This is a genomic window from Nocardia ninae NBRC 108245 (genome assembly GCF_007990755.1).
GTDB lineage: Bacteria > Actinomycetota > Actinomycetes > Mycobacteriales > Mycobacteriaceae > Nocardia > Nocardia ninae.
Window position 1 is genome coordinate 115,067 of the sequence record NZ_BJXA01000010.1, and the last position, 20,240, is coordinate 135,306.

Here is a 20,240-nt window from a genome sequence, read left to right on the forward strand (position 1 = left end):
GGCCGCCGTCAGACGGGAAGCAATCGGCCCATCGAGTGGATTTCGTTCACATCGGCGCCGGTGATGAAGGACCAAGGAGCTGTGAAGAAACCGTTCTTGCCCCAGTTCGGGCCCCATGAATTCTCGACTGTCACGCCTTTCGCGTCGTAGGCGACGATGGTGACCTCGTGGCCGCCGAGGATTTTCTCGCGGGCCGATGGGTTGTAGTTGTCATTGGTGCTGTCCAGGGCTTCGAAGCTTTCCCTGGCGTCGAAGCCGAAGGGGACCGGCAGGCCGGATGCGATCGCCTTCTTGATGTTGGTGACGATATCGCCCTTGGTGAGATCCTGTGCTCCGGACAGTTTGTAGTGGGTGGCGTTCGCGCGTTCCGCGGCGTCGGGCTGGGTCGTGTAGTCGAAATCGCCCTGCCAGTAGTCGGATTTGGTGTCGATGCCCTGCTGCTGTTCCAGCGGCAACGCGACTCCGGCGTAGGTGCCCTGATCGTTGCCTTGCGCGATCTGCGCGTAGATGAACATCGGGGCCATCGGATCGCCTGCGATCTGCTGCTCGTTCATCAGCACCCCGTACCCGGTATATCCGGTCGCCCAGGTGACGCACGATCCGACCGGCCCCTGATCGCCTGCGGGTAAAGCGTACTGGCGCAGCGAATATGCGGCCGGTGGTGCACCGGCCGCGCCCAGTTGAACCGGCAGCGCCGAACCGACGGTGGTGTCTCGGCCGAGGCTGTCGTGCGCGGCCGCGCGGTCGAGTCCGAACGCGTGGTGCTTGATCTGCGGCGAGGGTGCGTCCGGGGCGGCGTGCGCGGTACCGGTCACCGCGAGGCTGGTTCCAAGGATGGATACGAAAGCGGTGGACAAGCGCGAATAGTGCAAGGTTCCTCCTGCTGAGCCCCATGATCCATCACTTCCGGATGGAATGATCGGTGAACTGAACAGGGAGTGTTCCACGGCATTTCGGCGACGACTAGATAAAAGTCATCCTGATTCATTTAAGTCGCGGTTAACGGCGGTGTCGCACAAGTAAATTCACCCAAGTCGCCCACTTGCACTGTGATTCGATACGGTGGTATTGCGGCCGAGGGCGCGGATATGTACCGTGCGATGGTATTTCCGCTCGGAAGGATGAGATGTGACGTCGAAATGGAAGCTGTGCTGCCTGGTCTCGATGTTCCTCGCCTTCGCACTGCACGGCTCCGCCGTCGCCGAGCCGGGACCCGCCGAGTGGGATGCCGCCGGGCATTCCTACGGTTTGGTGGTGACGCCGAACCTGCCTCGGGTTCCGGAACCTCGCGCCGCCGCCTTCGGTGCGCGAACCCTGCCGTATCTCCAGCAGACCCAGATCGCGGATCAGTGGTGCTGGGCCGCCGACGGCTCGTCGATAGCCACGTATCTGCACCGGCCGATCAGCCAGAATCAGTACTGCGCACTGGTACACGGCGTCAGCACCGAGGGCGCCTGCCCAGATGAGGAGGCGTCGCTCGAGCAGATCGCGTCCGCTTTCCGAGGGATCGGTTTCGCCGCGGCCGTCGGTGCGCCGTTGTCGATGGCCAAGGTCATCGATGAGATCTCGGCCGATCGGCCGATCCTCACCGGCATCGCGTGGACGGCAGGCGGCGGGCACGCGCAGGTGATCTACGGCTTCGACACCGATGCGGGCACCGTCACCTACGGGGATCCCTGGCCCACCTCGCGGCGCAGCGTCACACAGTCGCTCGACTCCTACACCCGGAATTCGGACTGGACGTGGTTCGGCGAGGATTACGGCATCGCACTCCGATGAGTGGATCGGTCCTGCGCATCGCGATCGGGCTCTTAGTTGTTGGTCTGGGCCTGTCGGGGTGTGCGGATCGCGGTGCACCCGCGACGGTGTGGGAGAGCGAGCCGGACGGCAGTGCCATCGACAGCGCGATCGACACTCCGGCGGCGCAGCGTCTCGTCGGATCGTTCCTTCGATCGTCGGGTGCGTCGAATGATGTTGCGGCCATGGCACTTCAGCGAGTCGGCGCCCCGGTTATGGTGTATGCGACCTACCCGTCGTCCGCTGACGATCCCGGACACTCCCTCGAGCGCGCCGGGATCGAGTCCTACATCGCGGTGCCGGTTCGGGTGGCCGGGCGCAATGCCGCCGACACGTTGCAGTTGGAACCGTTGCCACCGTATCTGCCACGGGCGATGGCAACGGGGGTAGAGGAGACGAGCCGGCCACGTGCCGCCGGTGCGCGACTGCTGCTCGATTACCCGACCCATACCTGGTTCGGCTGGACGCGAACCCAAGTTGCCGTGATCTCCTCGGAAAAGACCCCCGCGTTGGCAGGCAAAGAACTCAACGCCGAGGCCTTCTATGCCTGGCTCCGAACCCGCTGACCCGCCGAGTCGTTCGCGCGCCGCGCAACCAACTGTTGGATTTCCAGTGCCGCAGGCGATCCGATCGAGCGCGTCCGCGGCCGCTACCGCGGCGACCGGATCGCCTTCGAGGCGCACCTCACCCAGTAGCTCAGCGCACCTGCGGGGCTACCTTCTCGCCCAGCAATTCGATGTTGTGCAGGACCTTTTCGTGCGGGAGGGTGCCGACGCTGGTGTGCAGCATGAAGCGGTCGAGGCCGAGGGTGTCGCGGATGTCGGCGACCTTTTCGGCGACGTAGTCGGGGGTGCCGACGAACAGCGAACCCTCCTTGGAGCGCAGGGCCTCGAATTGCGGGCGGGTCATGGGGCCCCAGCCGCGTTCGCGGCCGATGACGCTCATGGCGAGTGCGTAGGGCTCGTAGAAGTCGGCGACGGCTTGTTCGTCGGTGTCGGCGATATAGCCGTGGGCGTGCACCGCCACCGGCTGCTTCTCGTGGCCGCCTTCGGCGAGGGCGCGGTGGTACAGCTCGACCAGCGGCTTGAACCGGGCGGGCTGACCACCGATGATCGCGATGGCCAACGGAAGTCCGAGCAGTCCGGCGCGGACCACCGACTCGGGGCTGCCGCCGACCGCGATCCACACCGGCAGCGGCCGGTTGTCGGTGCGCGGGTAGACGATGGCATCACGCAGCGGTGCACGGAACTTGCCGGACCAGGTGACCGGCTCGTCCTCGCGCAGGTGCAGCAGCAGCGCCAGCTTCTCCTCGAAGAGCTCGTCGTAGTCGGACAGGTTGTAGCCGAACAGCGGAAAGCTTTCCGTGAAGGACCCGCGCCCGGCCATCAGCTCGGCGCGCCCTTTGGACAGTCCGTCCAGCGTCGCGAAATCCTGGTACACGCGTACCGGATCATCGGAGCTCAGTACGGTGACCGCGCTGGTCAGCTGGATCTTCTCGGTGCGCGCCGCGATGGCGGCCAGCACCAGCGCGGGGGAGGAGGCGGCGAAATCCTTGCGGTGGTGTTCGCCGACGCCGTAGACGTCGAGTCCGGCCCGCTCGGCGGCGACGGCCTCCTCGACCACCTCACGCAACCGCTCGCCCGCGGTAGGTGCGGGGCGGTCGCCGACGGGGTACAGCTCGGCGAAGGTCGTGAGTCCCAATTCCACGGTCGAGCCTCTTTCCTCAGTAGTGTCGATGTCAACCAATACCGTAAACGGACCATGGTCCGCAGGTATTCCGCGTGCCCTTCGGCGCCGATCAGAGTCGGCTGTGCCGTGCGTCGGCCGGGCGCTGCGCCGCCGTGTCGGTCCGGCGCTGCCGCAGCGCGCGCCATCCGATTACTCTGTTCGCATGTCTGTCCGCACTCGCAAGCCGCTCGTCCCCGGCATCCAGTCACCCACCCGCGAGGTCCCGCGCACCATCGAGCGCCCGGAGTACGCGTGGAAGAAGACTGTCAACGAGGGGCGCGAGCCCTGGGTGCAGACGGCCGAGACGATCGACAAGATGCGGATCGCGAGCAAGATCGCGGCGCAGGCGCTGGAAGAGGCGGGCAAGGCCGTCGCCCCGGGCGTCACCACCGACGAACTGGACCGGATCGCGCACGAGTACATGTGCGACCACGGCGCCTACCCGTCGACCCTGGGCTACAAGGGATTTCCGAAGTCGTGCTGCACCTCGCTCAATGAGGTGATCTGCCACGGCATTCCGGACTCGACGGTGATCGAGGACGGCGACATCGTCAATATCGACGTCACCGCCTACATCCACGGCGTGCACGGCGACACCAACAAGACCTACCTCGCCGGTGACGTGGACGAGGACGTCCGGCTGCTGGTCGAGCGGACCGAAGAGGCCACCATGCGGGCGATCAAGGCGGTCCGGCCCGGCCGGGCGCTGAACGTCATCGGCCGCGTCATCGAGTCCTACGCCAACCGCTTCGGCTACGGCGTGGTCCGCGACTTCACCGGGCACGGCGTCGGCCCGACCTTCCACAGCGGCCTGGTGATCCTGCACTACGACCAGCCCGCCATCGAGTCGATCATCGAGCCGGGCATGACCTTCACCATCGAGCCGATGATCAACCTGGGTGGAATCGACTACGAGATCTGGGACGACGGCTGGACCGTGGTCACCAAGGATCGCAAGTGGACCGCGCAGTTCGAGCACACCCTCGTCGTCACCGACACCGGCGCAGAAATCCTCACCCTGCCGTGAGGCGCCACAGCCGCACACTTCTTGATTTCCCGCACGAGGAATCGCATGCGAATTCGTATGCGGCGCATCAGAAAGTGTGCGGCAAGTGGTTAGTGACGTGAAAGGTGCCCTGCTGGTCGCGGGGACTACCTCGGACGCGGGGAAAAGCGTTGTGGTGGCGGGCATCTGCCGGATGCTGGCGCGGCGTGGCGTGCGGGTCGCGCCGTTCAAGGCGCAGAACATGTCGAACAATTCCGTGGTCACCCTCGACGGCGGCGAGATCGGGCGGGCGCAGGCGTTGCAGGCGCAGGCGTGCGGGCTCGCGCCGAGCGTGCGGTTCAACCCGGTGCTGCTGAAGCCGGGCAGCGATCGGCGCTCGCAGTTGGTGGTGCGGGGTAAAGCGGTCGGCACGGTCGGTGCGCGGGATTACTTCCAGCACCGGCAGGAGCTGCGTGAGGTGGTCGCCGCCGAACTCGCCTCGCTGCGTGCCGAATTCGACGTGGTGATCTGTGAGGGCGCCGGATCACCCGCCGAGATCAATCTGCGGGCCACGGATCTGGCGAACATGGGACTCGCCCAGCCCGCACGGCTGCCGGTGCTGCTGGTCGGCGATATCGATCGCGGCGGCGTGCTGGCCCACCTGTTCGGCACCGTCGCCATCCTGGAACCCGAAGACCAGCAACTGATTTCCGGTTTCGTGATCAACAAGTTCCGCGGCGACGTCGAGCTGCTGCGCCCCGGCTTGGACCGCCTTACCGAGCTGACCGGCCGCCCCACGCTTGGCGTGCTCCCGTATGCCGAGGACCTGTGGATCGACGCCGAGGACTCCCTCGGCACGGTCGCGGACGCACCGGTCGGTCGTCCGCGCCTGCCGGTCGGTACCGAGTGGCTGACCGTCGCCGCCATCCGCCTGCCGCGCATCTCCAACTCCACCGATATCGAGGCCTTGGCCTGTGAGCCAGGGGTTTCCGTGCGCTGGGCGAGCGATCCGTCCCGGCTGGCCGGGGCCGACCTCGTGGTGCTGCCCGGCAGCAAGGCCACCGTGTCGGACCTGGAGTGGTTGCGGCGCAGCGGAATCGCCGAGGCCTTGCGCGCCCGCGCGGCGGCGGGTGGCCCGATTCTGGGCATCTGTGGCGGTTATCAGATGCTGGGCAAGCGAATCGTCGACCCGGTGGAGTCCGGCCGGGGGGAGGTCGACGGGTTGGGCTTGTTGGACCTGGCGATCGAATTCGCCGATCCGAAGGTGTTGCGCCACAGCACCGGCCATGGGGCGACCGCCGACACCGCAGGAATCCCGGTGCACGGCTATGAGATTCACCACGGGCGAGTGGCAGGCAGTGGCGATCCGGCCTGGCTGGACGTCGAGGGAAGCCCGGAAGGCAGTGTGCGCGGCGCGCTCTGGGGTACCCATCTGCACGGCCTGCTGGAATCGGACGACTTCCGCCGCGCCTGGCTGCGCTCGGTCGCCACAGCCGCCGGACGCACCGGTTTCGTTGTCGCCGAAGACGTTTCCGTCGCCGCCGTCCGCACGGCGCAACTCGATCTACTCGCCGATCTGATCGAGCAACACCTCGATCTCGACCAGCTCGACCGCCTGCTCACCGACGGTGCACCCGCCGGCTTGCCGACGCTGGCGACCCAGCCGCTCCCCAGCACAGCAACCCTGGGTAGCTGAACTGTTGACGTGACGAACGTCGCCCCTTACCTTTCAGTAAGGAATTCGGCTCCGGGTAAGGCGCGGGTCGATGGGCGCGGGAGAAGCACGGTCGGTGATCGAAGTGGCAGCAGACAAGAAGTCCACCGGTAGGGCGGGAAATGTGGTGTCCGCGACGGTGACCAGCAAGGGGCAGATCACCATCCCGATCGACGTCAGAGTCGCCATGGGTTTGCGGGCCGGCGTCCGGGTCGCCTTCGTTCCCACCGACAACGGCACCTATGAACTGGTGCCGGAGACCCGAACCATCAAGTCGCTCAAGGGGATAGTCGGCTGGTCCGGCTCGCCCATCGGCCTCGCGCAGATGAACGAGGCGATCACCGGCAATGTCGTGGAAGGCAAGCAGAAATGATCGGTCTGGACGCCAATGTGCTGATCCGCTACCTCACCCAGGACGATCCGGAGCAGTCCGCGCGCGCCAATCAGGTGATCGACGGCCTCAGCGAGAGTCGCCCTGGATACGTGACGATGATCGTGCTCGCCGAGATCCACTGGGTGCTGCGCCGCGGCTACAAGCAGGACCCGGAGGCGGTCACCGACGTGTTGCTGGGCCTGCTCGACTCGACCGAGATCGTGGTCGAGCGCGCCGACACCGTGCGCCAGGCGCTGCGCCAGGCTGCCGAGGGCGCGGATTTCGCCGACGCGCTGATCCAGCAACTCGGCCAGGAGGCGGGCTGCGACCTCACCGTCACCTTCGACCACAACGCCGGTGAACGCGCGGGCATGCGTCTACTGGCCTGACGCGAAGATAGGGCTTCGTTCAGCAGACCCGTGTAGCGTCATTCGGCATGAAATCTCGGCAGATCACGGTAGGTGACGGGACCTGGACCGTGCGGGTCGACGGCCCGGAATCTCGGCACAGCGTGCTGCTGCTGCCTGATCTCGGCGACCCGGCGGACGTCTACGACCAGGTGTGTGTCCGACTGCACAATTCGGATCTGCGCACGGTGGTGCTGGAGTCGATCGATGGCCTCGATGCCGCGGGCGTCACCGCGATCCTGGACCAGATCGGCGTGCCCTGGGCCAACGTCGCCGCGCGTGGCGCGGGCGCCGACCTGGCATGGCGGGCGTGCGCGGCCGGATTCGGCCGCTTCATCAGCCTCGTGGTGGCCGATCGCGGCCATCCGGCTGCTCCGGGCCCGGACGGGACCGTCGCCGACGCCACGGTCCGTCCGGTCGAGTTGCCGACCACGGTGCTGGTCACCAAGAACCTGCCGCGCTCGGTCGCCGACGCCTCGGGGCGGTTCGTCTACGGCGAGTTCCGCGTGGTCGACGTCGACGTCGCCAACGTGGCGACCGAGGCCGACCACGAACTGGCCACCGAGATCGTGCTACGCACCAGCACCTGGTGAGCCGTTGCCGGACTTGGCTTGATACACGGCCAACCACTCCAGCCAGCTGTCGAGCTCGGCGAAGGCGTGGGCCAGCGGTTCGGCCGCGGACAGGAACACATCGTGCTTGGCGCCGTCGATCGGCACGATGTTGGTGCGGTCGCCGAGGCACCCCGACCAACGCTGAATCTGCTTGACGTCCAACACCGCATCGGCCACGTCGACGGCGGGACCGTACCGGCGGGCGAACTTCGTCATCCGGGAACGCAGGATCAGCGACGGCACCCCGATGTCGAGCCCGGCGTGCAGTTGCGCGTGGCCGTTGCGGATGGCGCGCAGCCAACCGAACCGAACGGGGAAGCCGTGCAACGGTTTCCAGTCCAGGTTGTAATCCCATTCGCCGGCGACGCTGTGGTGCAGGCTGTCACCGTAGGTGCTGATCTTGCTGCCCGGCAGTTCGATCATCTTCCGAAAACGGCCGAGCGCCTTGATGATCGGCGTCCCGACGGTCCGGTAGTACGACGGTCCCTGCAGATCGAACCAAGGGCTGTTGAGCACCAGACCAGACACCCCGGCCGCGGCCGTCCCCGTGGTCCGATTGAGCCGATCCAGCCACAGCGGCAAGATCAGGCCACCGGTCGAGTGCGCGTTCAGGACGACCGGCGCGCCGGTCTCCTCCCGCACGATTCGCAATGCCTCGTTCAACTCGTCGTCATACAGTGCGAGATCGGTCACATAATGCGGCGTCTGCCCGTCGCGCAGTGATCGGCCGCACTTGCGTAGGTCCAGCGCGTAGAAGTGGTATCCGAGCGTCGCGAAATGTTCCGCGAGATGCTCTTGAAAGAAGTAGTCGGTAAAGCCGTGCACATACAGCACGGCCCCGGCGGTGAGTTCGACATCGTCGCCGGGCAGATAGCGGACGAGCGTGGCCACGGCCTCGCCTTCGCCATCGGGATCAGGCCCGAAAGAAAGCGTGCGCTGCTGGTACTTCTCACCTAGGACATCGGCTTTCCACTCCGCCCCGTGGTGGGTGTCGGTTTTCGTAGCGGCAAGTGAAGTTTCCTTTGTCACATACACAATCTAAGTCACATTCCGCGGTTTCGGCGCAGAGGATCGACGTGGTGAGGTGCACAATTGAAGCTAGGTGAACGGCGGGTAACCTAGCTCCCGCCATGGTTCACGGACCAGAGGCAAGAACCGCAAGCACCGTGCCCAGGCAGGTCCACCCGCCCGGTGGGCCCGCGAGAAGGACAAGGAAGTCGATCTAGCCGTGCCGAACGCTGCCATGACTGAAAAGACCGATGTTGTACTCATCGGCGCCGGCATCATGAGTGCCACCCTCGGTGCGCTGCTGCGCCAACTGCAGCCCGACTGGTCGATCTCCCTGTTCGAGCGGCTCGACGCCGCGGCGGCGGAGAGCAGCGACCCGTGGAACAACGCGGGCACCGGCCACTCGGCCCTGTGCGAACTGAACTACAGCCCGCAGAACGCCGACGGCTCGGTGGACATCACCAAGGCCATCGACATCAACGAGCGGTTCCAGGTGTCGCGCCAGTTCTGGTCCTACGCCGTGGAGAACAACATCCTCGGTGACCCGTCCCGGTTCATCAACCCGATCCCGCACGTGAGCTTCGTGCACGGCGCGGACAACGTCGACTACCTGCGCAAGCGCTACGAGGCGCTGTCGCGGCATCCGTTGTTCGAGGGCATGGAGTACATCGACAGCCCGGACGAATTCGCGCGCAGGCTGCCGCTGATGGCGCGCGGCCGCGACTTCTCCGACCCGGTCGCGCTGAACTGGACCGACGGCGGCACCGACATCGACTTCGGCGCGCTCACCCAGGAACTGCTCGCCTACCTCGGCGCCAGCGGTGCCGACCTGGCCTTCGGCCACGAGGTGCGCGACCTGTCCAAGCAGTCCGACGGCTCTTGGCTGGTCAAGGTGCGCAACCTGCGCACCCGCGAAACCCGCACGCTCATCAGCAAATTCGTCTTCGTCGGCGCGGGCGGCGGCGCGCTGCCGCTGCTGCAGAAGTCCGGCATCAAAGAGATCGACGGCTTCGGCGGCTTCCCGGTCAGCGGGCAGTTCTTCCGCTGCACCAACCCCGAGCTCATCCAGCAGCACGAGGCCAAGGTGTACGGCAAGGCCGCCGTCGGCGCGCCGCCGATGTCGGTGCCGCACTTGGACACTCGCGTCATCAAGGGCACGCCGGGCCTGCTGTTCGGCCCCTACGCGGGCTGGACGCCGAAGTTCCTCAAGGACGGCAAGCTCACCGACCTGTTCAAGTCGGTGAAGCCGAACAACCTGTTCTCGCTGCTCGGCGTCGGCGTCACCGAACTCGGCCTGACCAAGTACCTGGTCAGCGAGCTGCTCAAGTCGCAGGCGGGCAAGGTCGACACGCTCTCGGAGTTCATCCCGCGCGCCGACGGCCGGGACTGGGAGCTGATCACCGCCGGCCAGCGCGTGCAGGTGATCCGGCGCAAGGGCGCGGGCGGCGTGCTCGAGTTCGGCACCGCCGTGGTCGCCGCGGCCGACGGCACCATCGCCGGCCTGCTCGGCGCCTCCCCGGGTGCCTCGACGGGCGTCACCGCGATGCTCGACGTCATGCAGCGCTGCTTCCCCACCGAGTACGCGCAGTGGACGCCGAAACTCAAGGAGATGATTCCCTCACTGGGCGTCAAGCTGTCCGAGGATCAGGCGTTGTTCCACGAAGTATGGGACTGGACCTCCAAGACGCTGAACCTGACGGGTGGCACAGATAACACGCCGAGGCATGCGGGGGTCGCGGCGAGCCGCTAGGTGTGATAGCAACAGGCGATGATGTCAACGGTTGTTCTCAAACGGTCATGGGCGTTGGATCTCGACACCGCCACCCTCTATCAGCTGTTGAAACTTCGCGTCGAAGTCTTTGTCGTCGAGCAGAAGTGCGCGTACCCCGAGTTGGACGGGCTGGACCTGCTGCCGGAGACCCGGCACTTCTGGCTCGATGACGAGGGCGAGGTGATCGCCACCCTGCGGCTGCTCGAGGAGCACCACGACGGCGTGAAGTCCTTCCGCATCGGACGTCTGTGCACTGTCGTCCCGGCCCGCGGCCACGGCTACACCACGCGCCTGCTGCAGGCCGCGCTCGCCGAGGTCGGCGAGGCGACCGTGCGGCTGAACGCGCAGTCCTACCTCGTCGACATGTACGCCAAGCACGGGTTCAAGCCCGACGGCGAGGAATTCGACGAGGACGGGGTCCTGCACATTCCGATGCGCAAGGGGTGACCGTCCCGCTTGCCTGCCTTCCGCCCTCGTCGCCCACCGCGACGAGGGCGGTCCGGTATGCCCTAGGCCCTGTGTCGAAGTCCCATCCGGCCGGACTTCGACACAGGGCCTAGGGCCGCGTCGGCGGGTGCGTGTCGCGCGCATAGAGTTGGGGCGTGTCCTTGTCCCATGCCGAAACTGTGTCCCCTCACTCGTTGACCGGATCGCGGACGCGTCCGGCCGCCGACGGTGAGGCGGGTTTTCCGTTCTCCGCCGTGGTCGGGCAGGAGCAGCTGCAACTGGCGCTGATCCTGTGCGCGGTGCACCCCGGCATCGGCGGTGTGCTAGTACGCGGCGAGAAGGGCACCGCGAAGTCGACCGTGGTGCGCGCGCTGGCACAGCTGCTGCCGCCCGTGGTGGACGAGACCGGTGCGCGGCCCGCGCGGCTGGTGGAGCTGCCCGTCGGCGCCACCGAGGACCGCGTGGTCGGCTCGCTGGACCTGGAGCGGGTGCTGCGCGACGGGGAGCAGGCGTTCCGGCCCGGACTGCTGGCCGCCGCCCACCACGGCGTGCTCTACGTCGACGAGGTCAACCTGCTGCACGACCATCTGGTCGACGTCCTGCTCGACGCCGCGGCGATGGGCCGGGTGCACATCGAACGCGACGGCGTCTCGCATTCGCATCCGGCGCGGTTCGTGCTCGTCGGCACCATGAATCCGGAAGAGGGCGAGCTGCGCCCGCAGCTGCTCGACCGGTTCGGGCTCACCGTCGACGTGGCGGCCTCGCGGAACGTGGACGTGCGGATGGCGGTGGTGCGGCGGCGACTGGACTACGAGGCCGATCCGGCCGGGTTCGCCGAGAGCTACGCCGCCGCCGACCGGGCGGTGGCCGAGCGCATCCTCGGCGCGCGGGACCGGGTCGCCCAGGTGCGGCTCGACGATGGGGAGCTGCGTCGAATTGCCGCGCTGTGCGCCGCATTCGACGTCGACGGCATGCGGGCCGACCTGGTGGTCGCGCGGACCGCGACGGCGCACGCCGCGTGGCGTGGTGCGGAGGCGGTCACCGAGGACGATGTGCGGATCGCGGCGGAACTCGCACTGCCGCATCGGCGTCGGCGCGATCCGTTCGATGAGCCGGGCATCAGCGAGGATCAGCTCGACGACGCGATGCGGGATGCCGCTGCGGAAGTGGATCGCTCGGCCCGGTCCGACGGGGACGCAGCGGAATTCGATGAGAGTCAGGCACCCGAGGACGCGAACGATGCGGACCCGTCGAACCAACGGCAGGCGGAGGACTCGGACTCGAACCAGTCGGCAGCGAACGACCGAGCGGACGACGAGCATAACCAGCGCGGCGACGATCCCCAGTCGCGGAAAGACGACGAGCCGAACCCCGGAGATCCTCAGTCGCGGACGGACGAACCGACTCCGAGCAGTGACGATCCCGACGACGATCCCGACGGCCCCGGTGGTGGGCAGCGGCCCGGCACCCGTGAAGGCCGCAGTGGCGCACCGGTTTCCGCCGCCGCGACACCGCCGCGTTGGGAAGTACCGGGCATCGGTGAAGGCGCTCCCGGCCGTCGCTCCAGGGCCGAGTCCCGCCATGGTCGCGTCGTACGGCCCAGCAGCGATACCGGCACCGGCCTGCATCTGCTCGGCACCATCTTCGCCGCCGCGCCGCATCAGCGGTCCCGTGGCCGCGGCGACGGTCCGCTGAAGCTGGCCGCCGAGGACCTCCGAGGCGCGTATCGCGAAGGGCGCGAAGGCAATCTGGTCGTGTTCGTGGTCGACGCGTCCGGTTCGATGGCGGCCAGGGATCGGCTCTCCGCCGTCACCGGCGCCGTTGTCGCTCTGCTGCGCGACGCCTACCAGCGCCGGGACAAGGTCGCCGTCATCACCGTGCGCGGGCAGGATGCCGAACTGGTACTGCCGCCGACGTCTTCGGTCGATATCGCGGTGCGCCGCCTGTCCGGGATGCGCACCGGCGGCAAGACTCCGCTCGCCGCAGGTCTGTTGAAGGCGCGCGAGATCGTGCGGCGGGAACGCGTCCGTGACCCGCGTCGGCGCCCGATGCTGGTGCTGCTCACCGACGGTCGCGCCACCGGTGGCGTCGATCCGGTGCCGCGCGCTCGCGCCGCCGCCGCGCTGTTGGCGAACGACGCGGTCACCTCCATCGTGGTCGACTGCGAGCGCGGCATGATCCGGCTCGGCCTGGCCGCCGAGCTGGCTCGGGAACTGCGTGGCGGATATCTGAGACTGGCTGAGCTGACCGGTGATTCGGTCGCCGATGTGGTGCGTGCGGGGTCCGGACGCCCGGGTGCCCGCGCCGCTTGAGCCGCAGGGGATCGAACTAGCAAGGAGAGTGCATGCCCAAGGGTGTTCCGGAGACCGTGCCCGATGACGGGCTCACCACACGGCAGCGGCGGAATCAGCCGGTGCTCGCGGTGCATACGGGGCCGGGCAAAGGAAAGTCGACGGCCGCGTTCGGGATGGCGCTGCGAGCCTGGAACCAAGGTTTCGACGTCGCGGTGTTCCAGTTCGTGAAGAGCGCCAAGTGGAAGGTGGGGGAGGAGGCCGCTTTTCGCACCCTCGGCACGTTGCACGAGGAGACCGGTGCCGGTGGCGCGGTCGAGTGGCACAAGATGGGTGAAGGCTGGTCCTGGACGCGCAAGCAGGGCAGCGACGAGGACCACGCCGCCGCCGCGCTCGCCGGTTGGCAGGAGATCGCCCGCCGTCTGAAGGCCGAGCAGCACCGCTTCTACGTGCTCGACGAATTCACCTACCCGCTCAAATGGGGTTGGGTCGACATCGACGAGGTCGTCGACACCCTGAGCACCCGTCCCGGCAATCAGCACGTGGTCATCACCGGCCGGGACGCTCCGCAGGCGCTCATCGACGCCGCCGATCTCGTCACCGAGATGACCAAGCTCAAGCACCCCATGGACGCGGGCCGTAAAGGCCAGCGCGGCATCGAATGGTGAGCTCCCGCACCGAGTCTCGGGACTTGCATTCTCTCCGGGCTCCCGGAGTGGGTGCGGATCCCGAGAGGTGGTGCGGCTGCTGCGTCCCGTCGGCTCGCGCGGTCGTGCGGCGGTGGTGTCGATGAGCGGGGGTGTGCCTGCGGTGGTGATCGCCGCGCCCGCATCGGGGAGCGGCAAGACCACGGTGGCAACGGGGTTGATCGGTGCGCTGCGGCGGGTCGGTCATCGGGTTGCGCCTTTCAAGGTAGGGCCGGATTACATCGATCCCGGGTATCACGGCCTGGCGGCCGGGCGGCCTGGCCGCAATCTGGATCCGGTGCTCGTCGGCGCGGAACGTGTTGTGCCGCTGTATCAGCACGGTGCGCGGGAGTGTGATCTCGCGGTGGTCGAGGGCGTGATGGGGCTGTTCGATGGCCGCATCGATGCGAACCATGCCGGGCCGGTCGCCGAAGGGTCCACCGCGCAGGTCGCCGGGTTACTCGGTGCGCCCGTGGTGCTGGTGGTGGATGCCAGGGGCCACAGTCAGAGTCTGGCCGCGTTGCTGCACGGCTTCGCGACTTTCGACAGCAGTATTCGGCTCGGTGGGGTGATTCTCAACCGGGTTGGTAGTGAACGGCACGATCAGGTGCTGCGGGCAGCCTGTGATCGGGTCGGGCTGCCGGTGCTCGGCTCGCTCCCGCGGATGACCGAATTGGAGGTGCCATCCCGGCATCTCGGCCTGATCCCCGCGGTGGAGCATGGTGCTGCCGCCACCGCCGCGGTATCGGCGATGACGGATTTGGTTGCGGCACATGTGGATCTGCAAGCCATTGCTGCGCTGGCGCGTTCGACCGCTGCTGGTCCGGCCTGGGATCCAGCGGAAGCTCTAGCTGAAGTGGTCTCCGGCGTAGCACCCGGTTCAAATCGGCCGGAGCACGATGGAGCAGTCGCCGCAGCGGAGTCCGGTGTATCGCTCGGATCGGGCCGGCCGGAGCACGATGGAGCAGTCGCCGGGGTGGGCTCCGGTCCATTGATCGCCATGGCAGGCGGCCCTGCATTCACCTTCGGCTATGCCGAACACCGCGAGTTACTGCTGGCCGCTGGGGCGCGGGTGGTGGTGTTCGACCCGCTGCGCGACGAATTGCCAATCGGCACAGCAGGTTTGGTGTTGCCGGGTGGATTCCCGGAGGAGCATGCGGCCGCACTGGCAGCCAACACCCCACTGCTGACCGTGGTGGCGGCGCAGGCCCGTCGCGGCATGCCCGTGCACGCGGAATGCGCGGGCTTGCTCTACCTGACCCGCTCCCTCGACGGACATCCGATGGCCGGAGTCATCGACGCCGACGCCGAGTTCGGCCCGCGCTTGACCCTCGGCTACCGCGACGCGGTCGCGCTGGTGGATTCCCCGCTGTGGCGGGCCGGGGAACGCGTCCGCGGCCACGAATTCCACCGGACCCGCCTGCTCGCGGCAGGCTCGGACACCCCGGCCTGGGGCTGGCACGGCAGCGACGGCGCGCGCGTCAAGGAAGGCGTGCTGGTCCAACAGGTCCACGCCTCCTACCTGCACACGCATCCAGCCGGAAACCCCAGAGCTACAAGCAGTTTCGTCGCCGCGGTCGCCGAGTACGCAGGTGCTCGTGCGGGCCGTTGAGCGAAGGCGTGCGCTGGTGCAGGTGTCAGGTGGCTGAGCTCGCCGTTGGGCTAGGCCTGCGGTCCGGGACGCCCGCTGACCCGATAGTCGCAGCCGTGCGGGAGATGCTGGGCGACAACGAGATCAGTTGTTTGGCGACCATCGATCGCCGGATGGGCGAACCAGGTCTGCGTGACGCGGCTGCTGAGCTCGGGGTGGCGGTGCAGGGGTACGCCGCCGCCGAGCTGGCCGAGGTTCCTGTGCCGAACCCGGACGCGCGCACGTCGGCTGCCGTCGGTACGGGCAGTGTTGCCGAGGCTGCCGCCATCCTCGCGGCTGGGCACGGCACGCTGGTGATCACCAAACGCATTGTCGCCGGGGTGACTATCGCTGCGGCGCAACGCACAACGGGCTGATTGTCTGGCGCGCAACTGGGTGATCGAACCAGATGACCTTGGGTCTCCCGCGTGGTTTCATGGCGGGGTGGATATCCGAGGGATCGACAATGTGCTGGTTCCGGTAGGGAATCTGGCTGCGGCGCTGGAGTTCTACGCGAACGGGCTCGGGCTTTCCGTGCGGTTCACGGTGCCGGAGCGGGGGATCGCGTTGTTCGGGGTCGCGGCGGAGACGCCGGGGATCATGGCGATGGTGGATCCCGCTGCGGGGCAGGGGTCGCCGCCGGCCATCCGCATCTGGCTGGAAGTGCCGGATGCCAGGGCCGCCGCGGCGGAACTCGAAGGACGCGGTGTCGACATACTCACCGCGCCCTTCGAAGTCGCGACCGGCTGGAGTGTGGAGGTGGCCGATCCGTGGGGCAATGTGATCGGATTGACCGACTACCTCAAGCGCCCCGATCTGGCACGACCGGCGTTCTGACCTACGGAGCCACCGCACCCCAGTCGGCGAAACCGCTGGGATCGTGGCGGCCGAAGGTGGCGTGTTCGAACAAACCCCAGCCCTCGGCGTCGCCGCAGCGGGCATGGGCCACATGGTCGATCACGCCGTACGGTGCGCGGGCGACGATGGCCGGGTCGGTGAGGTCGTACCGGCTGGCCAACGACCAGTCCCGGCCCTTCCACTGCCCGTGCTGCCAGTCGGGATCGCCACCGTAGCCGCAACCCACGTGCAGCGGTACATGGGTGCCCGTGGTTACCTCGATCTCCAGCGGCTTGCCGTCCGGCGTGCTCATTTCGAGCCGGGCGCCGACGGGAAGCCTTGTGCCGGAACGGTAGTCGATCGAGATGCGCGGCCAGCCGAGCTGTTCGGTGCGCCCGTCCGGCCAGATCCGCACGGCGTCGTTCAAGGTGCGCTTGCCGTCGGGTTCCTCCTGCACGATGATCACGATCGCGAAATCGTCGAACCGCAGCGGCACATACATCCACCAGAAACCGCCGGACGGCTCGGCGGCCGCCCGGCCCGCAGGCTCGCTCTCGCCGACCGGCCGGATGCCCCAGGACCGGTCCCTGGTGCCGGTCCACACCGCCGGGTCGACGGTGATGTCGTCCCCGTCGACGTGCAGCGTGCCCGCCCACGAGCCCACCTGGGCGAAGCGGCTCGCGTCGATGATCGGCCGGTTGCCCGACAGGATCAGGTGCGGCTGCTCCTGCACGGTGGGGAAGGCGCCCTCCCAGGTGAGGTCGAAGGACAGGTCGTCGTGCTCGCAGATCACCCGGATCCGGTGCAGCGGCTCGAGCACCTCGATGCGATACCCACCGACCCGCTGTTCCAGGCTGCGATCGCCGAGCGCGTCGGAGAAGCGGACAGTCCGCTGGATATCGCCGCGCCGGACGGCGGCGTAGGCGTCGGTCACTCCGAGGTTCGGGTACACGCCGAACCCGGTGATCAAGAAGGTGCCGCCGTCGCGGTTGTGACCGTTGAAATAACTGCGGTCGTAGAAGTTTCGGTCGCTGCTGGCGACCCTGGCCAGGGACAGTCCGGTCTGATGAATCGGGTACTCGTCCAAAGGAACTGGCATGGCTGCCCTCAATCCCACTCGTAGGTTCCGTCGAGCAGCCGTTCCAGGCTCGCTCGGTGCATCACGTAGTCGTCGCGGTCCGGGGTGTCGGTGTCCTCGCCGAAATGGATCATCCTGCGCTTCACCCTGGCCATCACGATGCCGTGCCGCAGTGCGGCGTAGACGAGGTACCAGTCGAGGTCGCGCACCGTATGCCCGGTCAGCTCTTCGTATTTCGCGACGACGTCGGCGCGGCGCAGGAAGTCCGGCAGGCCCGGCTGATCGAATCGGGTGGCGATGTCCTGGAAGAACCGGTGGATGAAGATCACCCAGGCGACATCGAGTTCACGCGGTCCCAATGCGGCCATCTCCCAGTCCAACACCGCCGCGGGCTCGAAGCCCTGGTAGATGATGTTGCCGGGCCGGGCGTCACCCCAGCTGAGGACGTCGGGCCCAGGGTCGGCGGGCCAGTGTTCGTCGAGCCACGCGAAGGCTCGTTCGAGCAGCGGAATCTCGAAGCCGTCGTCGGCCAAAGCCCAGCGGTACCAAGCCTTCTGGGCCTCGACATGCCTGCGCAGCGACTGGCCGGCCCCGCGCAGAGCCGGGAATCGCTGGGCCGGATCCGCAATGGCGTGCACCTTGGCGATCACCGCGACGGTGTTCGCAGTGAGCTGCGCACGCTCTTCCGGGGTCGCGTCGAAGAGCCAGCCGACGAACACGTACGGCGGGTTGTCGGTCGGCACTCGCCCGTCGACCCGCTTCATCACGAAAAATGTTGTGCCGAGCGGTGTCTCGTCTTCCTCCAGCCAGCACAAGGCAGGCACCGGCACGTCGGTGTTTTCGGCGACGCCGGCCATCACCTGGTACTGGGTGGCCAGATCGTAGGTCTCGAACACCGGGAACGACCCGCTCTCCGGCGCCATCCTGGCGACGAACGACCCGCTCTCGTGCCGTCCGTCCACGCTCCATTCCGCATCGAAAAGAATGGTGGTGCTCGACATTCCGCCCGACTGCGGCCGTGACAGGTTGGCCACCTTCGGCGGGTGATCGGCGGAGACCTGCGAATCCAGCCAGCGCGCCAGGTCCTCGGCGAGCACGTCGAGATCGCGCTCGCTCACGGTCAGCTGCTGCCGCTCGGCGGGATCCGGATCTTCGGCCATCGTTTGTCCTCCTGACGCCATGACGCGCGGGCGTGCCGCGGCACAGCCCACCTCGGCGGCGGTCCGCCGCGATACGCGACAGTAACGCGTTCCAGTCGGCCCGCGGGGCGAAAACGAGCGAGGCCACCGAACCCGCTCACTGGCTGGAACCGGGCCTTGACATGCGACGATCGGTCGGTGGTCGGGCCGGCCCGACCGGCTTGGTGTGGCTGGCACGTACGACTCATTACCGAGGGAAAGACCAGGGATTTCCTGGATGCTCGCATCCTGCGCGCCTCGATACCGTTCGCTCACGCAGAGCGTTCGGAGTGAGGGGTTCGTTGTGAGTGCTGTCAGTGCGGAGCCGGCAGATGGGGCAGATACGAAAGAAGCGGCGGAAGCGCGGGCGCACGACTCGAGATGGAATCCGTTGACCCGCTTTGCCTTCCGTTTCTGCTTCAGCTATTTCAGCCTGTTCTGCCTGATGTTTCCGCAATTCCTTTGGGTGTACAGCGGGGTGCTCAAAGACAAGCTGCCCGAGTTGGCGATCCTCGGATTTCTCTATCCGTTGCGTCCGATCTGGGAATGGGTCGGCCGCCATGTCTTCGGTGCCGACGTCGAGCTGCGCCTGGATTCGGGCAGCGGCGACCAGGCCATCATCTGGGTCTTCCTGTTCTGTGTCCTGGTCGTCGCCCTCGTCACCGCCGTGATGTGGAGCGTGCTGGACCGCCGCCGGCCGAACTACCACCGGCTCAATGCCTGGTTCCTGCTCGCCATGCGGTTGTGCCTCGGCGGCCAGATGCTGTGGTACGGAATGGCAAAGGTGATTCCGACCCAGATGGCGGAGCCACCACTGACGGCGCTGATCTCCCGGTACGGCGATTTCACGCCGATGTCGGTGCTCTGGTTCCAGGTCGGCAGTTCTCAGCCGTACGAGATTCTGCTCGGCGCGGCGGAGGTACTCGGCGGGCTTCTGCTCTTCGTGCCGAGAACCGCGACGTTGGGCGCGCTGGTGAGCCTGGTGAGCATGCTTCAGGTGTTCATCCTGAACATGAGCTTCGACGTGCCGGTGAAGATCCTGTCGGGTCACCTCTTGCTGATCTCGCTGGTGTTGCTGGCGCCACAGGCGCGTCGATTGGCGAATGTCCTTGTGTTGCAGCGATGGTCCGAGCCTGCTCGGCAGCCGGAACCGTTCCGCTCGCGGCGCGCTCGGTGGTTCGCAGTCGGTCTACAGGCGGTACTCGGCCTGTGGGTGTTGGCCGGCGGTATCCAGGAGGGCCTGCGGTTCTGGAACGAAGGTGGCGGCGGTACCCCGAAACCCGAGCTGTACGGGATCTGGACGGTGTCGGAATTCAGCAGGGACGGGCAAGTCGTCCCGCCGCTGACGACGGACCAGAACCGTTGGCGGCGGCTGGTTGTCGACGTTACCGGAATGGCGTATCAGAAGATGGACGACAGCTTGGTCCCCGTCGTCGGCGCGGTGGACACCGCAGCGCGCACCCTCACCCTCTCGGCGTCGCCCGGTGCGAATCCAGGGGTCATGGCAAAGGCCACTCCGGCCCAGATCGCCTCTTTTACCTTCACCCAGGAGGCGCCGGACCGGCTGCGACTCGATGGCCAGCTCGACGGCCACCCGGTGACGTTGTCGCTGGAGCAGGTCGACCTCGAGTCATTCCCGTTGCGCAGCACCGGTTTCAAATGGATCCAGGACTATCCCGCCTTCTGACCGGGACTC

20 protein-coding genes are annotated in these 20,240 nt (G+C 67.2%); 15 read left to right on the forward strand and 5 right to left on the reverse strand.

Features of this window, described 5'->3' with window-relative positions:
- Positions 1-8: 8 nt before the first annotated feature.
- Positions 9-857 (reverse strand): C1 family peptidase, encoded by an 849-nt coding sequence (locus tag NN4_RS10540; protein WP_222595019.1) that lies wholly within the window; start codon positions 855-857, stop codon positions 9-11.
- Between the two features lie 271 nt (positions 858-1,128).
- Here NN4_RS10540 and NN4_RS10545 point away from each other — a divergent pair, with 271 nt between their 5' ends.
- Both NN4_RS10545 and NN4_RS10550 read left to right on the forward strand, forming a co-directional pair.
- Positions 1,129-1,779 carry a papain-like cysteine protease family protein gene (locus tag NN4_RS10545; protein ID WP_147129739.1) on the forward strand — a complete coding sequence of 217 codons (651 nt, stop codon included), beginning with the start codon at positions 1,129-1,131 and terminating at the stop codon, positions 1,777-1,779.
- Complete coding sequence (locus NN4_RS10550; RefSeq protein WP_147129740.1) at positions 1,776-2,363, forward strand: hypothetical protein; 588 nt, start codon at positions 1,776-1,778, stop codon at positions 2,361-2,363. Before NN4_RS10545 ends, NN4_RS10550 begins: the two co-directional genes overlap by 4 nt.
- A gap of 130 nt (positions 2,364-2,493) precedes the next feature.
- On the opposite strand, the gene NN4_RS10555 is transcribed toward NN4_RS10550, so the two are convergent.
- Positions 2,494-3,504: an LLM class flavin-dependent oxidoreductase gene (locus NN4_RS10555; RefSeq protein ID WP_147129741.1), complete on the reverse strand. Its 1,011-nt coding sequence runs from the start codon at positions 3,502-3,504 to the stop codon at positions 2,494-2,496.
- Between the two features lie 184 nt (positions 3,505-3,688).
- On the opposite strand from NN4_RS10555, the gene map reads away from it, so the two are divergent.
- The 5 genes from map to NN4_RS10580 all read left to right on the forward strand — a co-directional run bounded on the left by map (position 3,689) and on the right by NN4_RS10580 (position 7,597).
- Positions 3,689-4,552, forward strand: coding sequence for a type I methionyl aminopeptidase (gene map / locus NN4_RS10560; RefSeq protein WP_147129742.1), 864 nt, complete (start codon positions 3,689-3,691; stop codon positions 4,550-4,552).
- A gap of 97 nt (positions 4,553-4,649) precedes the next feature.
- The gene (locus tag NN4_RS10565) at positions 4,650-6,206 is read left to right on the forward strand and encodes a cobyric acid synthase (RefSeq protein WP_186818360.1); all 1,557 of its coding nucleotides are present in this window, start codon (positions 4,650-4,652) and stop codon (positions 6,204-6,206) included.
- A gap of 70 nt (positions 6,207-6,276) precedes the next feature.
- Positions 6,277-6,597 (forward strand): AbrB/MazE/SpoVT family DNA-binding domain-containing protein, encoded by a 321-nt coding sequence (locus NN4_RS10570; RefSeq protein ID WP_246180812.1) that lies wholly within the window; start codon positions 6,277-6,279, stop codon positions 6,595-6,597.
- The gene (locus NN4_RS10575) at positions 6,594-6,986 is read left to right on the forward strand and encodes a type II toxin-antitoxin system VapC family toxin (RefSeq protein WP_107658307.1); all 393 of its coding nucleotides are present in this window, start codon (positions 6,594-6,596) and stop codon (positions 6,984-6,986) included. Before NN4_RS10570 ends, NN4_RS10575 begins: the two co-directional genes overlap by 4 nt.
- Before the next feature lie 47 nt (positions 6,987-7,033).
- Complete coding sequence (locus NN4_RS10580; protein ID WP_147129744.1) at positions 7,034-7,597, forward strand: alpha/beta hydrolase; 564 nt, start codon at positions 7,034-7,036, stop codon at positions 7,595-7,597.
- On the opposite strand, the gene NN4_RS10585 is transcribed toward NN4_RS10580, so the two are convergent.
- Positions 7,577-8,647 (reverse strand): alpha/beta hydrolase, encoded by a 1,071-nt coding sequence (locus NN4_RS10585; protein ID WP_147129745.1) that lies wholly within the window; start codon positions 8,645-8,647, stop codon positions 7,577-7,579. The genes NN4_RS10580 and NN4_RS10585 overlap by 21 nt on opposite strands.
- Before the next feature lie 199 nt (positions 8,648-8,846).
- Here NN4_RS10585 and mqo point away from each other — a divergent pair, with 199 nt between their 5' ends.
- The 7 genes from mqo (at position 8,847) to NN4_RS10620 (ending at position 16,288) form a co-directional block, all read left to right on the forward strand.
- Positions 8,847-10,376: a malate dehydrogenase (quinone) gene (mqo, locus tag NN4_RS10590; RefSeq protein WP_371865639.1), complete on the forward strand. Its 1,530-nt coding sequence runs from the start codon at positions 8,847-8,849 to the stop codon at positions 10,374-10,376.
- An 18-nt stretch (positions 10,377-10,394) separates the two neighbouring features.
- Positions 10,395-10,844: a GNAT family N-acetyltransferase gene (locus NN4_RS10595; protein WP_147129747.1), complete on the forward strand. Its 450-nt coding sequence runs from the start codon at positions 10,395-10,397 to the stop codon at positions 10,842-10,844.
- 194 nt (positions 10,845-11,038) lie between these two features.
- Positions 11,039-13,156, forward strand: a complete 2,118-nt coding sequence (locus NN4_RS10600; RefSeq protein ID WP_147129748.1) for a VWA domain-containing protein — start codon at positions 11,039-11,041, stop codon at positions 13,154-13,156.
- 32 nt (positions 13,157-13,188) lie between these two features.
- Complete coding sequence (gene cobO / locus NN4_RS10605; protein WP_147129749.1) at positions 13,189-13,803, forward strand: cob(I)yrinic acid a,c-diamide adenosyltransferase; 615 nt, start codon at positions 13,189-13,191, stop codon at positions 13,801-13,803.
- 121 nt (positions 13,804-13,924) lie between these two features.
- Positions 13,925-15,433 (forward strand): cobyrinic acid a,c-diamide synthase CobB, encoded by a 1,509-nt coding sequence (locus tag NN4_RS10610; RefSeq protein WP_147129750.1) that lies wholly within the window; start codon positions 13,925-13,927, stop codon positions 15,431-15,433.
- Between the two features lie 29 nt (positions 15,434-15,462).
- Positions 15,463-15,828, forward strand: coding sequence for a cobalamin biosynthesis protein (locus NN4_RS10615; protein ID WP_147129751.1), 366 nt, complete (start codon positions 15,463-15,465; stop codon positions 15,826-15,828).
- Between the two features lie 67 nt (positions 15,829-15,895).
- Positions 15,896-16,288 (forward strand): VOC family protein, encoded by a 393-nt coding sequence (locus NN4_RS10620; protein ID WP_186818352.1) that lies wholly within the window; start codon positions 15,896-15,898, stop codon positions 16,286-16,288.
- Between the two features lies 1 nt (position 16,289).
- Here the strand turns inward: NN4_RS10620 and NN4_RS10625 are convergent, their stop codons facing one another.
- A complete protein-coding gene (locus NN4_RS10625) occupies positions 16,290-17,387 on the reverse strand; it encodes an Rv3169 family protein (protein ID WP_147129752.1) in 1,098 nt (365 codons plus the stop codon).
- Positions 17,388-17,395: 8 nt separating this feature from the next.
- A complete protein-coding gene (locus tag NN4_RS10630; protein ID WP_147129753.1) occupies positions 17,396-18,526 on the reverse strand; it encodes a phosphotransferase family protein in 1,131 nt (376 codons plus the stop codon).
- Positions 18,527-18,935: 409 nt separating this feature from the next.
- Between NN4_RS10630 and NN4_RS10635 the strand changes: the two genes are divergently transcribed.
- Complete coding sequence (locus NN4_RS10635; protein WP_147129754.1) at positions 18,936-20,231, forward strand: DoxX family protein; 1,296 nt, start codon at positions 18,936-18,938, stop codon at positions 20,229-20,231.
- The last annotated feature ends 9 nt before the right edge of the window (positions 20,232-20,240 follow it).